General features: G+C 35.7%; 16 protein-coding genes and 1 riboswitch. Of the genes, 5 read left to right on the forward strand and 11 right to left on the reverse strand.

Annotated features, from left to right (window positions below):
* Positions 1–169: 169 nt before the first annotated feature.
* From Q0947_RS04695 to Q0947_RS04725, 7 genes are all read right to left on the reverse strand, one after another.
* On the reverse strand, positions 170–556 hold the full coding sequence (locus Q0947_RS04695; protein ID WP_299392277.1) for a hypothetical protein: 387 nt from the start codon (positions 554–556) through the stop codon (positions 170–172).
* Positions 553–1566 carry an NAD(P)/FAD-dependent oxidoreductase gene (locus Q0947_RS04700; protein ID WP_299392281.1) on the reverse strand — a complete coding sequence of 338 codons (1014 nt, stop codon included), beginning with the start codon at positions 1564–1566 and terminating at the stop codon, positions 553–555. Before Q0947_RS04700 ends, Q0947_RS04695 begins: the two co-directional genes overlap by 4 nt.
* A 282-nt stretch (positions 1567–1848) precedes the next feature.
* Entirely contained in the window at positions 1849–2313 is a 465-nt protein-coding gene (locus Q0947_RS04705) for an N-acetyltransferase (RefSeq protein ID WP_299392285.1), read from the reverse strand.
* A gap of 44 nt (positions 2314–2357) precedes the next feature.
* Complete coding sequence (locus Q0947_RS04710) at positions 2358–2774, reverse strand: DUF2141 domain-containing protein (protein ID WP_299392291.1); 417 nt, start codon at positions 2772–2774, stop codon at positions 2358–2360.
* 9 nt (positions 2775–2783) lie between these two features.
* Positions 2784–3791 (reverse strand): NAD(P)-dependent oxidoreductase, encoded by a 1008-nt coding sequence (locus Q0947_RS04715; protein ID WP_299392295.1) that lies wholly within the window; start codon positions 3789–3791, stop codon positions 2784–2786.
* A gap of 29 nt (positions 3792–3820) precedes the next feature.
* Positions 3821–4351 (reverse strand): DUF488 family protein, encoded by a 531-nt coding sequence (locus tag Q0947_RS04720; RefSeq protein WP_299392300.1) that lies wholly within the window; start codon positions 4349–4351, stop codon positions 3821–3823.
* 96 nt (positions 4352–4447) lie between these two features.
* Positions 4448–5266: an META domain-containing protein gene (locus Q0947_RS04725; RefSeq protein ID WP_299392304.1), complete on the reverse strand. Its 819-nt coding sequence runs from the start codon at positions 5264–5266 to the stop codon at positions 4448–4450.
* 515 nt (positions 5267–5781) lie between these two features.
* On the opposite strand from Q0947_RS04725, the gene Q0947_RS04730 reads away from it, so the two are divergent.
* Positions 5782–7371, forward strand: coding sequence for an FMN-binding glutamate synthase family protein (locus Q0947_RS04730; RefSeq protein WP_299392309.1), 1590 nt, complete (start codon positions 5782–5784; stop codon positions 7369–7371).
* A 38-nt stretch (positions 7372–7409) separates the two neighbouring features.
* Here the strand turns inward: Q0947_RS04730 and Q0947_RS04735 are convergent, their stop codons facing one another.
* From Q0947_RS04735 to Q0947_RS04745, 3 genes are all read right to left on the reverse strand, one after another.
* Complete coding sequence (locus Q0947_RS04735) at positions 7410–7865, reverse strand: pyridoxamine 5'-phosphate oxidase family protein (protein ID WP_299392313.1); 456 nt, start codon at positions 7863–7865, stop codon at positions 7410–7412.
* Positions 7866–7958: 93 nt separating this feature from the next.
* On the reverse strand, positions 7959–8255 hold the full coding sequence (gene trxA / locus Q0947_RS04740) for a thioredoxin (RefSeq protein ID WP_299392318.1): 297 nt from the start codon (positions 8253–8255) through the stop codon (positions 7959–7961).
* Positions 8256–8427: 172 nt separating this feature from the next.
* A complete protein-coding gene (locus tag Q0947_RS04745) occupies positions 8428–8613 on the reverse strand; it encodes a CsbD family protein (protein WP_299392322.1) in 186 nt (61 codons plus the stop codon).
* 301 nt (positions 8614–8914) lie between these two features.
* Here Q0947_RS04745 and Q0947_RS04750 point away from each other — a divergent pair, with 301 nt between their 5' ends.
* The 4 genes from Q0947_RS04750 (at position 8915) to Q0947_RS04765 (ending at position 13065) form a co-directional block, all read left to right on the forward strand.
* Positions 8915–9133, forward strand: coding sequence for a hypothetical protein (locus Q0947_RS04750; RefSeq protein ID WP_299392327.1), 219 nt, complete (start codon positions 8915–8917; stop codon positions 9131–9133).
* A 256-nt stretch (positions 9134–9389) separates the two neighbouring features.
* Complete coding sequence (locus Q0947_RS04755; protein ID WP_299392332.1) at positions 9390–10430, forward strand: M28 family metallopeptidase; 1041 nt, start codon at positions 9390–9392, stop codon at positions 10428–10430.
* A gap of 108 nt (positions 10431–10538) precedes the next feature.
* Positions 10539–12119: a M28 family metallopeptidase gene (locus Q0947_RS04760; RefSeq protein ID WP_299392336.1), complete on the forward strand. Its 1581-nt coding sequence runs from the start codon at positions 10539–10541 to the stop codon at positions 12117–12119.
* A gap of 53 nt (positions 12120–12172) precedes the next feature.
* Positions 12173–12268, forward strand: a riboswitch (TPP riboswitch).
* Positions 12269–12471: 203 nt separating this feature from the next.
* Positions 12472–13065 carry a hypothetical protein gene (locus Q0947_RS04765; RefSeq protein WP_299392339.1) on the forward strand — a complete coding sequence of 198 codons (594 nt, stop codon included), beginning with the start codon at positions 12472–12474 and terminating at the stop codon, positions 13063–13065.
* Between the two features lie 56 nt (positions 13066–13121).
* Here Q0947_RS04765 and lpdA read toward each other — a convergent pair whose 3' ends face one another.
* A complete protein-coding gene (gene lpdA / locus Q0947_RS04770; RefSeq protein ID WP_299392342.1) occupies positions 13122–14522 on the reverse strand; it encodes a dihydrolipoyl dehydrogenase in 1401 nt (466 codons plus the stop codon).
* Positions 14523–14560 lie beyond the last annotated feature (38 nt).

Genomic DNA, 14560 nt, shown 5'->3' on the forward strand with positions numbered 1-14560 from the left:
AGAGGGTCTTTATGATCAATTTCTGTTTCGCAAGATAAGGTATTCTCTTTTTATTTTTTTTATCCGTAGGATCGTTTTGAAGTTGAGATGAATACGGATAAAAAAAGACCTCACTATTTTTAGATTTTACTGCTAAAAACGGTGATGTCTAATAAAGATAAATAGGTTTTTATAAAATTGATTCCTTTTCTAACGTTTCTTCAACTACTTCTTCACTTTCGTTTTCGTATAAGTAACGCTCTTTACTGTCATCCAACTCATCCATCCATTCCGTATGGTGGGTTTCTGCTTTGGTCCCAGTAACAACACTTTGGAATGTTTTATCGCGATATGTTAAGATATTTTCATCCTTATCTCTAAGCCACTCTTTAAACATGACAGCTACTTGATCAACATTGAAATCTGGATAGTCGGATAGCTTCAACAAATCCTTAATGTATTCTGTCTGAAAATCGACATGATCAAAACTAGACTCCAGTTTATCATTGGCCTCTAACCATTTATCCATATCCAAACGGCGCTCTCCTTTAGATGGCAATTCCAATCGGTTCATCATAAAATCTGTGCATCAAACATATTGAACGTATAATATTGATCTTGCATGCCTAAATAGATCAATTGCGGTAAATTATTAAAGAAGACTCCTTTGTACAGGTGATTAGGGTAAAGGTTATTTTTAGTTTTTAAACGCAGTTCGTCTGGTAAAAATGGAAACTTATGTTGGTATCCTGTACACATAATAACGGCATCAAACTTCCCTGAAGTACCGTCTTTAAAATGAGCGATATCGCCTTCAAAATGCGTCAACAATGGAACTTCTTTAATCCCATCAGGCCAATTCACCCCAATAGGATTGCTTCTATAACTTAAGGTTACTGAATTTGCACCATGTTTATGGCACTGTACACCAATATCTTCAGCAGAATAACTACTACCTATAATCAGCAAATCTTGGTCTTTATAAGGATCTGCGCCTCTAAAATCGTGCGCATGCATCACTTGACCAGGAAACTGCTCTATTCCTTTAAAATACGGCATATTTGGTGTCGAGAAATGACCAGAGGCCACAACAAGATAGTCGAACTCTTCAGTATAGGTTTTATCGATTTTAAGGTCATCTAAAACGACTTCAAACTTTTTTGATTCGTCATTAAAATTTACCCAACGCACAGTGGTATCAAAACGAATGTAATCGCGAACCTTACTTTTTTTAATACGTCCTTGAATATAATCGAACAATACCGGTCGTGGTGGATACGATGAAATTGGCTTTTTAAAATGTTCATCAAATGAATAATCTGAAAACTCCAAACATTCTTTAGGACCGTTAGACCACAGGTATTTATACATACTACCATGAATTGGTTCTTCATATTTACCTACTCCTGTGCGCCATGAATAGTTCCACATACCACCCCAATTGCTTTGTTTTTCAAAACAAACTATTTCGGGAACTTCCAATCCAGCATTTTTTGCTGCTTCAAAAGCTCTTAATTGTGCCAATCCACTTGGTCCTGAACCAATTATTCCTACGCGTTTCTTGTTCATGTTTTTACTTTTATTCATATATAGCCATAAGATTTTTGCCTGCGTAAATATCTCTAGTGAGATAAATTCACAAACAGTTATTAATTATTCTTTTTTGGAAAAAGCTTCGTTATTGAAACTTCAGAAAAAATGTGTAGCTCTAGCTATTAAGAGCATAAAACATGAGTTTTACCTCACATTTGTGATGCGAAGAATATAACCTTTTGCAGGTGATTTTCCTAATTTTAACTTGGAAAAATTCAAGAACTATTGGACACGTTTACGGAGGAAAAGTAACGCTGTCCATTTTGAAAACGTAGTCTAAGAATTGAAGGGTCTGGAAATCAGCTTTTTCTTCATAAGAAACCGGGGCTCATTTGGGCCGTAATACCCATCATCGAATTTTGAATTTTCAAATCCGAGGGCTTCATATATCCTAATGGCCGAAGTATTATCAGGATGAACGGTCAAGCAGATTTCAGAGCTGAAACTAGATTCCAACGCTTCCACAAGCTTTTCAGATAATTGTTTGCCAATATGTTTTCCACGATATTCCGGATGCACTCCTAAAGACAGCATCCATCCTTGATTCATATGCTTTGTTAGGTTTCCGAGCGCATAGCCCACAACATTCTGATGTTCTTCAGCTACATAAAAATAATCATTAGAGATATCGAAAAGCTGCCTTAAAACGAAGAGAGGATAACTGCCCTCCTTAAAACTTAAGGTTTCAATATGATGTATGCTTTCAAGATCTTCTAAAGTTGCTTTTCTTATGGTAATCATGGGGTTTGATTTTGATGGAAATTTAAAAGTTTCAGATATAGTTTTTAATTCAGCATTTTTATGGCCAAAGTCGTGTCTTTAGTAAGTACAAATTTACATTCATTATAGGTTGGTGCCGCGAATTTAGGTTTGACGTTATTCGAAAAACCATAGCCTTCCTTAGGTATTCCGAGGAAATTACGATTGCATTCCTCATCAGAATTTTCATCATGATACATTGAAATAGCGTACTCTCCTTTGGGTAAATCTGAAATAATGATCTGTTTAGATGTCGCATCCACCTTATAAGTATAGGTTTTTATGGCCGATCCATCTTTCAAAAAATTGTCTGCAGTGTTAAATACACCAATTACAATGTTCCCTTTAACAGATTCAATATCTGTAATATTTAAGGTCAATTTCGGGTTATCAGTAGCAAAGAAGCTAAGAGTGAATGCTATATAAAGAATGAGAGTATTCATAGGTTATGTTTAATTAAAATAATGTTGCATTAATTGTTGATTATTGTCTTTATAGGCTTGATACGGCTCTGATTGCTGCAACAGATACCACTTAATAGGTCTTTTAAAAATTGAAGCTGCTGTTTTCTTGATGGCCGATACTTTTTCAGCTTCCATCGCAAAATAATCGTCTAAAGTATCTTGTCTAAATTTTACAATGGCTTCCAGCTTATCTCCATCAGCATAATAACCACAATGAAAGTTTTTGTCTGCAAAACTACGTTCCGGGAAATTCAATTTACCCAATCCGAAAATGGCAAACGAGCGCTCTAAAAATTCGTCGTAACGCATTCTACAAGTTTCACCACCACCTAAATTGAATATTTGTTTTGAAAGCTCATGCTGTTTTGAAATGGCGTTGACAAATGCTCTCGCCGTATCTCGCGGAGTAGCAATTTCCAAGGCCGTATGTAATGGCTGATGAAACATCAATTTCGACATTTTATGATTTCCCATTATGGCGGCCAACCTGAATATAGTCCAATCTAAGGAGCTGCTTTTGATGCTTTGTTCGGCCGAAATTTTCGTCTCTGCATAAACATCACCTGCACTTGGAATTAACGCATCATCTACAGTGATATACGGATTTTCAATACGGTCTCCATATACAGAAATACTGGAACTATAAATAAAGAATGCATTTGGGGACTGTTGCTCTAATTGTGATATTAGATGCTGCGTGCCGCTAACATTTACGCGTTTGGCAAGTTCGGGATTATCATCAGCCAATGGCGGAATGATGGCTGCTAAATGGATAACCGCATCAATATCGGCAAGCTCTTCTAAATCTTTAGGATTGGTAATGTCACCAAATATTAAGGTTACCTGATCTTTAAAAGGCAGCAATTTTGCTTCAGATTGTGGTGTTTTTTTGTCAAATACAATCACATGATACAGCTTAGCATCGAGCAACTGCTTTAAGGCTTCAAAACCTACGGTTCCCGAAGCTCCTGTCAATAAAACATTTTTCTTTTTCATTAAGGACTAAATACTGATTAAACTATTTTTTAGTTGGAGTGATAGAACAGCTTTCCGTTTTTTATTTGCGCAGGTTTTGTGTACGGATGTTCCTGATGTTGGTCTGGCCCCAATATATGAATCACTTCCCAACCATTTGCTTTAAGCTGATCTGAAATCATGGAGCGATGGCAACGCCACCAAACGGCTTCTGAACACATTATGGCAGCACGTTTTTTAGACGCCAAAACCTCTAAGTTGATGTAAGCTTCCTTGAAGTCCGTAGTTTCCATATAATCTGCATAGCCTCTAAATGAAGGATGGTTCCAGATTGTATTTTTAGAATCTTGGGAAGCCTTTCGTCGGCCTCCCAAGGTTTCTAAATGTGTATATAATAGTCCTTGTGCGACTACTGCAGATTGCAGATTCTCCAAGTTAAACTGTGGAAATTTTCGCGATCCGGGAAAACGCCTTACGTCAATAAGATGCTGAATATCATCCGCCTTAAGCAAATCCATAAACTCATCCAAAGTTCTGGTGGAATGTCCAAGCGTCCATATTCGTTTTTTCGTTTTCAACATCGTTTTAGGTACTACTTAAAACAAACACTTAAGTATTCGTTTCAATTTTTTGTTTAACCGAAGTCCGAATAGCGAATGGATCTACGCAATAATTACTTAGAAATAAATCGCTTCAAAGACTGCCAACGGCGCTCTTCTACCAACGTTTAAACTTAGCACATCATCAACGATTGTATAATTATCAGCGATTTCAAAAATTTGTAAAAATTCAGATTCGTTGACGTCAACCTCTGGACACATTTTTAATGTGGTTGCCATATTGTGAAAACGGATTCTATTGCCTTCCTCCAATGTATATTCTCCACTGATGTGGTTACATCCAGCAAATCCTGTCACTCTATTGTCTTGCGATTTTAAGGTAAAATAGATTTCACGCTCCTGATTGTCTGCCATCCTAACATCCTTTCCTTCCAAAGTTTTCAGTTTCCAATATTTTTCAACGATTGGCGCAAGCTCCATATCTCCCTTTTTAAAGATTGCCAATGGCGCTCTCTTAGCCTTATTAAGTGCTAATTGGTCTCCCGCAATTGTAAAGTTGTCCGCAGTTTCAAAAATGCTCAAGAGTTGTTGCTCATTGAAATCCGCATCAGGACACGCCATTCGCGTTGAAGCCATTTGAGAGAATGAAATTCGGTTGCCTTCTTCTAATTTGTAAGTCCCCATAAAGGTATTACATCCAGAAAAACCGGTGATTCTATTGTTTTCTGAATTCAATATAAAGTGTATCTCTTTTCCGTTTTGTTCCTTATTGGCCACATCCTGACCTTCCAACCTATTAATGATCCATTTGGTATTTTCAATAGTTGACATGTTGACTTTATTTTCAGTGTTATCTACTGTAGGTTCCGTAATTGTTTTTCCGGTATTACAACTCATGATGGTTAATGCGATGATAGCAAATGCAGTTATTTTCATTGTGATTCGTTCTTTGGTTTTCTTTATTAGTAATCAAAGGCTATTCCGATGATTTTGTGACATTAAACCTGACCTGATTCAAGAACTATGCCTAAGTAAGAAAATTGACCATTTAAAACCCGAAACAACCCCTACTTCACTGAGGTTCAATCAACTTAAATTTACGCATAATTTGAGTCTATTAATAAAGGGTCACATAGAATTTAAAATCATCATTAAACAGAGTCAAATTTTAATGTGACTGATAGCCGAATTTTTAGAAAATTTTAATAAAATCTTAATAAAATCTTAATTTGAATAGTGTAGCATATTTTAAATCGTTTATCACATATATTTCAAATGACTCGCGATTTTGTTGAAAAAAATAAGAAAAACAAACACTTTTATCGTTAATTTTTTAAGGATAAATTCCCACTATAGCATAAATAAATACAGAAAATCATTTAAACTATTTCGTTTTAGTATGCAATCCAATTTTGTAATAGTATATTTGCTTTTTTAAATCAAAATAAAAGATGAAAGTTCGCGAAAAATTTATTTTAATTTCGATTATTGTTACAGTAGTCATTGTTGGAATCTCATTGGTCTGGAGCCCCATATTATGGGCTTTCATTTTGATATTCCCACTCATAATGTTGGGTGTTTTTGACATCTTTCAAAAGAAACATACCATCCGAAGAAACTTCCCTTTAATTGGCCGTTTCAGATATATTTTAGAGTCGATTCGTCCAGAAATCATGCAGTATTTTGTTGAAACTGACACGGAAGGAAGACCTTTAAATCGTATCCTGAGATCTTTAGTCTATAGAAGAGCAAAAGGAGAAAATGATACAGAGCCTTTTGGAACGCAAATGGATTTGTACCATTCCGGTTATGAGTGGTTGGAACATTCTATGTATGCGAAGCAAAATCCTCAAGAAATTGGAGAATTCCCTCGACTATTAATTGGTGGTAAGGAATGTAAACAACCTTATTCTTCAAGTTTATTGAACATCTCAGCAATGAGTTTTGGTTCTTTAAGTAAGAACGCGATTTTAGCATTGAATAAAGGTGCCAAAATGGGGAATTTTGCCCATAACACTGGTGAAGGTGGAATTAGTGATTACCATTTAGAACATGGAGGTGACCTTATCTGGCAAATTGGAACTGGATATTTTGGATGTAGAAACGACGATGGTACTTTTAACGAAGTGACGTTTAGAGAAAACGCATTACGTCCGCAGGTTAAAATGATTGAAATCAAATTATCTCAAGGTGCTAAACCAGGACACGGTGGAATCTTACCTGCTTCTAAAAATACTGAAGAGATTGCAAGAATACGTCACATTAAACCAGGTGTTGCGGTACATTCGCCACCATCCCACTCTGCTTTTGCTGACCCAATTCAGTTCATGTATTTTATTAAGCGACTTAGAGAACTGTCTGACGGGAAACCAATCGGATTTAAGTTATGTTTAGGTAGAAAACAAGAATTCATGGATTTCTGTGAAGCCATGATCTATACAGGTATCCGTCCTGACTTTATCACTATTGACGGTGGTGAAGGTGGTACAGGTGCTGCACCGGTAGAATTCTCAAACTCTATGGGTATGCCATTACGTGAAGGGTTGATATTTGTTCACGATACGTTGATTGGTTTTGGTTTAAGAGAAGACATCAAAGTTATTGTTGCAGGAAAAATCATTACAGGATTCCATATGGCTCGCGCTATAGCATTTGGAGCTGACGGCTGTAACAGTGCACGTGCTATGATGTTGGCGGTTGGTTGTATCCAAGCGTTACAGTGTAACACCAATACGTGTCCTGTAGGTGTGGCAACACAAAATCCATCATTGACAAAAGGATTGGTTGTAGATGATAAAGCACCTAGAGCTAAGAGATACCATGAGGCAACAATCCATAGTTTCTTGGAACTTGTTGCTGCAGCTGGTTTAAATGATCCAAGCGAATTGACACGTGGTCATATTAGTAAAAGAATCGGACTATTGGATGTTAAAACGTTCGACGAGATTTACCCTCCAATGGAACCTGGATCGTTATTGGATATTAATACTATTCCTGAAAGCTACAAGAAATTCTTCCAACTAACACGCATCATGAAATAGTGCTGTCAGTTTAAACTGAAAGACTTCAGATTATTATATTAATCTTTACGCATTTTGCCTGTGATATCATCAATCTTAATGATGAAAATCATAGGCAAATTGTCGTTTATGACCTTACTTGAAAATTCACTTATAAAGCTTAACTCCTTCTGTTCTTTTTTCACAACCAATGCTTTAATCCCCAAAGAGAAGTCGTGTAAATAGGACTTCGCTTCAGTAGCAAAAAGCTGCTCAAAGGTTCCATGGACCAATACAGACTTCCATTTGGTAAGCGCGTCCACATCAATAACATTCATGGCTACCTGATTATTTTGACGCATCGCATTCATTTTATGGCCTTCCCCAGAATAACAGATGATGACATTTTTTTTGGCGTCAAAAAAATAGGTGATCGGAACTACAAAAGGTTTGTTTTGATATATGTAGGACAGATGCCCTAAATAATTGTTTGACAATACAAACTTACTGTCCTTAGCGTCGAGATTGATATACATAATTGCACGGTTTAGAGAACAAGGTAATTGTATTCGCGCTACATCACAATGATATTAATCAGCTAACTGATTAATACTAAAGTAATTCAATTGTTAATGCGATTTGATTACGTTGATCAAATCGTCTTTTTGAAGGACTCCAGATTGTCTCCACACTGGATTACCATTCTTAAAAAGCACCATTGTAGGCACGCCCCTCACCTGGTAATTAGCGGCCAATAACGGATTTTTATCGACGTCTATTTTTACTATTTTGACAGCATCACCCATTTCTGCCTTGACATTTTCCAATATAGGCGCCAATGTTTTACAGGGTCCGCACCAAGTTGCAAAAAAATCAACAAGCACTGGTGTTTCTGAATCAATTATGGTGTTAAAACTACTTTTCATCTAAATGTATTTTAATTTGAAATAAATGCGCCACCGCCAAATTTTCAATCATAAGTCCGTAAACAATGTTAATGGGGTGCCGCTATTTGTAAAGATATCTTAAGAATATAAATAAGAAAAGTTCTCAAACGTAGTATTTGAGAACTCTTCCATTAAAAATCGATATGGATTGCTACCAGTTATCGATTTCATCTTTTAATTGTTCTTTAGATTTGCCGTAGCGTTCTTGAATTTTACCAGCTAACTTTTCAAAGTTTCCTTCAGCTTCCGTGTATTCATCATCAGTGATTTTACCATATTTCTTTTTAAAATCACCTTTAATCTGTTTCCATTTACCTGCAAATTGATCTGAATTCATAATATCTTAGTTTTATGGTTTATATTAATTTGTTTGATAAAATTACAGGGATAACCTATGCGCCTTTGACTCTAAAAATCAAAAAATTAATGCGATTACTAATTTGTGAAATGTTTAACAAACAGAATAACAGATCATTGCATCATACGTTGAGATTTAAAAAAATATCATCTTGTTAGGATGAATATAAATACCTTTGAGCCTTAGTATGTTTTAAGTGTCAAATCTTTTGAATCTCGGTTAGGCTTTTATTTTGACCCTTCAACACACTTAAACCCACATCTCGATTAAAATTTACTATATGAAACGTGTTTTTATTATTCTAGGATTGATTTCAGCAGCTTTGGCCTTGACTTTGTCGGTTACGCCTCAATTTCAATTAGCTTTTATACCTGCAGCTGCGGCACTGATTTTCGCACTGGTTGCCTTTTTTATCGCCAAAAATCAGGACCACTCTAAAAAAAACCATTCATCTCGTTTTCCTTTTGAGTTGTATCGCCTTAGCACTGACTTCTTATAAATCAATTTTTAATCCCATTAAAGTCGAGAATCTTGAAGCGACAGAATTAAAAGACGATACCTCATCCGATGATTCAGAAGAAGTTTATGATTATGGAAGGGAACCTTTATTAAACGAATAATATAAACTTCTGAAGATTCATGCATCTCTAATGAATTAATCTCGATAATTCATAAAGCAGAACACTACAAAACAGCAGGAATGCTTCTCTAATTCCTTTTTTTTAGTTTTATTTGAGAGTATTAATACATCTCAAATGAAAGCCCTCATCATCGCTTCTGCGCTATCGCTAGTTGGTTCTTGTGCCACGACCAGTTACACTCAGAAAATTGAAAACTTAAAAGAAAGCATTGTTTTTGAACGTCCTGAAGCTGTTATCAAATATGGCAATACCATTACACCCGATGAACTCAGTGCACATGTTTATAAACTTTCATCTAATGATTTTGAAGGGCGACAAACAGGCCGCAACGGATTTCACAAAGCTTCAAAGTATCTAAAAGACTTCTATATCAGTAATGATGTGCCGTCGCCATTAGGCAGCGATAACTATTATCAAAGCATCCCAAAATCGTATTTTACGAAAGATAGTCTTGCCTCGCAAAATGTAGTGGCTTTTATTGAAGGTTCAGAACATCCAGAAGAGATCATTATTCTTTCTGGACATTTAGATCATCTTGGTACATCTGAAGAGACTACTTATTATGGTGCTGATGACAATGCTTCAGGCACAGCGGCACTTATGGAAATTGCCCAAGCTTTCATCGCTGCAAAAAAGGAAGGTTACGGTCCTAAACGAAGCATTTTATTCTTGCATTTAACGGCTGAAGAGTCTGGACTTTTAGGCTCTAGTTATTATGTGAAACATCCTATATTTTCGCTCAATAATACTGTTGCCAATTTAAACATAGATATGATAGGCCGTGTGGACCCTAAACATGACCGACTTCAGGACGACAACTACATCTATATTATTGGTGCTGATAGAATCAGTACAGAACTCCATTACATCTCTGAAGCGGCGAATACGTGGTTTACAAATTTAAATCTTGATTATAGCTATAATAAAGAAGATGAGCCCAACAGATACTATTATCGGTCAGATCATTATAATTTTGCCTACAAAGGCCTTCCGGTTATCTTCTATTTTAATGGCGAACATGAAGATTATCATAAACCGACAGACACACCGGACAAAATCAATTATCCGCTACTTCAAAAGCGAAGCCAACTTATTTTTGCAACCGCGTGGTATTTAGCAAATAGTAAACACAGATTAAACCCTAATAAGTTATAATTACAGAGTGTTTATTGTTAAAGTTTGTTAAATGAAGAGACGGCAAATGTTAAAATGTGCCGTTTTTTTGTATTATCGCAAATCATTAAAACACATAATCATATATCAATGAAAAAGCTATTCATTATTGCAGGTATTGCCCTGACCACAATAAGTTGTGGTACCTCACCGCAACAGTCCACAAAAGTAGAGACCGTAAAAACGATATTACCTGTTGATCCAACGGTGTATGCAAACAGCATCACTTCTGATGAATTAAAAGAAATGCTATACACATTTGCTTCTGACGAGTTTGAAGGCCGTCATACTGGAGAAAAAGGTCAGAAAATGGCTGCTGAATATTTAAAACAACACTATGTGGCCCTGGGCATTCCATCGCCTATCTCTGAAGATGATTACTATCAAGAAGTGCCTTTATTGAATCAAAAATCGCCTGAAACAGAAATTACGGTTAATGGTGTGACATTCAAGAATTATGAAGATTTAGTAATGTCTGGTGCTTCTGCCACACAAACGATTAATGCTTCAGATATTGTATATGCAGGATATGGCATTGAGGATGAAAAATACTCCAGCTATAAAGGTTTAGATGTTGAAGGAAAGATCGTTTTAGTTAAAAAAGGAGAACCTAAAAATCAGGATGGCACTTATGTGACTTCAGGAACTAAAGAAGATACTAAATGGTCAGTAGGAAGACAGGCACTAGCTTCTAAAAGAGATGTTGCACGCAAAAAAGGCGTGAAAGCACTTCTTTTTATGGACGAGGCTTATTTGAAAATGGCAGCAAATTATATGAAGTCTGCTGCAACTTCTGGTAATGACGGACGTATTACGCTTAAAGACAAGCAAGATGGCATGCTTCAAATCTTAATCAGTGAGAAGTTAGGAAAAGCGCTTTTAGCTACTATTGATACTGACGATACTTCAAAATCCATTAAATCAAATTTAAAGATTGACGTGACCAGCAATTCTGAAGAAGTACATTCAGAAAACGTGGTAGCGTTTATCAAAGGCTCTGAAAAACCAGACGAGATTATTGTGCTTTCTGCGCACTTAGATCATGAGGGTATCAAAAATGGTGAAATCTATAATGGTGCTGATGATGATGGATCTGGAACTGTTGCTATTTTGGAAATTGCAGAAGCATTTAAAAAAGCTCAAGAAGCAGGTCATGGTCCAAAACGTTCTATTTTATTTTTACACGTTACAGGTGAAGAAAAAGGGTTGTTAGGGTCTAGCTATTATGCAGATATTGATCCTATATTCCCATTGGAAAACACTGTTGCCAATCTTAATATTGACATGATTGGAAGAATTGATCCTAAGCGTGAAGGCGAAAGAAACTACATCTATTTAATTGGATCTGATAAATTAAGTACGGAGCTTCACAATATTTCTGAAGAAGTAAACAAGAAATACACAAACATTGAATTAGACTACACGTTTAATGATGACAATGATCCGAATCGTTTTTACTACAGATCTGACCATTATAACTTTGCTAAAAACAATGTGCCAATTATTTTCTATTTTAATGGAACGCATGACGATTACCACAGACCTTCTGATACTCCAGATAAAATTGAATATGATTTATTGGAGAACAGAACACGTTTGGTGTTTTATACCGCTTGGGAATTGGCCAATAGAGCGGACCGAATTATTGTTGACAAAGCAACTGAAAAATAAATGTTAAAGTTTTAATAACGAGACGTTTATATAAATAAATTTTATTAAATTTACAGAACGTATTGGGGTGCCCATTTCATTATGAGCTGAGATTATACCCATTGAACTTGCTGGATAATGCCAGTGAAAGGAATACAACAGGCAAAGGGAACAAACGATTTAAATATTGTTGTTCCCTTTGTTATTTTTATAAAATTCCGATCAATAGATGATAAATGATCCTGATTTATTCATTTCATCTGAAATAACTTCCCTAAGTCGTTCAAATAAGGTTATTTAAAATAAAACTTGTAGCTTTAAGTAGAAATCAAATCCTTGATTGACGCGTTAATCTTAATCTACTGTTTTTGAAGTGAGAGATATTTTATACCATATTGTTCCGAAATTAGAACCCTTTGATTATTCATTGCATCACGATACGCAATTTATAAATCAGGAATGGGTATTAATTAATGGTATTGAAAATACCAAGGCGATGTATCTCTTTAAGCCAAATAATGAATTGGTGATTTCTGAAAACAACAACGTCACCAAAACACGGTGGAGTTTTATAAATTCTAACTTCCTTTCGATTACTACAGCAGATGGAATTGTGCTTATAAAAGCATTTTACAAAGACAAGGATATGTTGGTTTTAAATCAGAAAGCTTCAGACGATTATGCGTTTTTCATTAATGCCAGTGTTTATAATACTACTATCGACAGTAAGGAAGACATTCAAAAGTATCTGAAGGAAAAATATTTAAAAAAAGCATCACAGCTCATTTCAGAGCATCAGTTTTATTATATCCAAAGGTTTAAGGAATATGGGCCATATACCATGAAAGAACTCTTTAACAAGGTTAAAAACAAGGCGGTAAACGCTTATTGCTTGGTAAGAGATGTCAATGAGGCGGATTACACTAAGAAACTTCGAATTAAAGATTTAATGCACGAACTAAATTAAAAAAGGCAAACATATTAATGTTTGCCTTTTTATATAATCCTTAAAGATTTTAATCTTTAGATATGCAATGCTCTATCTTCAGTAGCTGCTAAGGCTGCTTCTTTAAGCGCTTCAGTAAATGTTGGATGTGCATGAGACATTCTAGAGATATCTTCCGCAGAAGCTCTAAATTCCATAGCAACAACCGCTTCAGCAATCATATCTGCCGCACGCGCGCCAATCATATGAACTCCTAAGATTTCGTCAGTAGCTTTATCCGCAAGCACTTTTACAAATCCATCCAAATCCATACTTGCTCTACTTCTACCTAGTGCACGCATTGGGAATTGACCTGTTTTATAGTCTACACCTGCTTCTTTTAACTCCTCCTCTGTTTTACCAACAGATGCAACTTCTGGCCATGTATAAACAACACCAGGAATTAAATTATAATCAATATGAGGTTTTTGTCCTGCTAAGGTTTCCGCTACAAAAACTCCTTCTTCTTCCGCTTTATGCGCCAACATTGCACCTTTAACAACATCACCAATAGCATAAATATTTTTTACGTTAGTCTGTAAGTGCTCATTCACTTCAATTTGACCTCTGTCTGTAAGTTTTACACCCGCAGCTTCAGCATTCAAACCATCAGTATATGGACGACGACCAACAGAAACTAAGCAATAATCGCCTTTAAACTCAACTTCCTCACCTTTTTTGTTGTCCGCTTTTACGATAACTTCATCACCATTACGTTCAACAGATTTTACTTTATGGGAAACGTTAACGTTGAATTTAGCTTTCTTGAAAACTTTGTTCAACTCTTTAGACAATCCCGAATCCATTGTTGGGATAATACGGTCCATATATTCAATAACGGTTACTTCTGAACCTAATCTTCTATAAACTTGACCAAGCTCTAAACCAATAACACCACCACCAATAACGATCAGATGTTTTGGAATCTCTTTAAGTTTTAAAGCTTCAGTAGAGGTAATAACACGTTCTTTATCTAAAGTGATAAATGGTAAACTTGATGGTTTACTACCGGTAGCGATAATAGTATATTTCGCTTCAATTTCTTCAGTTTTTTCACCTGTAATAGTGATATGGGTAGCATCTTTAAACGCTCCCAAACCTTGGTAAACATCGATTTTGTTTTTGTTCATCAAATAATCGATACCACCAGTAGTTTGATCAACTACGGCTTGTTTACGAGCAATCATTTGCTTCAAATTCACTTTAATTTCACCTGGAATATCAATACCATGCTCTTCAAAATGTTTAACAGCATCTTCATAATGATGCGAAGAATCTAAAAGTGCTTTACTTGGAATACATCCAACGTTAAGGCAGGTGCCTCCAAGGGTTGCATATTTTTCAATAATTGCAGTTTTCATGCCTAATTGTGCGCAACGAATTGCGGCTACATATCCTCCAGGACCTGAGCCAATAATGGCTACATCATATGAATTCATAAAAATTGTTTTTTGATGTTTGTTAAATTCAAGCACAA

Origin of the sequence: uncultured Gelidibacter sp., from assembly GCF_947500795.1 — a bacterium.
Taxonomy (GTDB): domain Bacteria; phylum Bacteroidota; class Bacteroidia; order Flavobacteriales; family Flavobacteriaceae; genus Gelidibacter.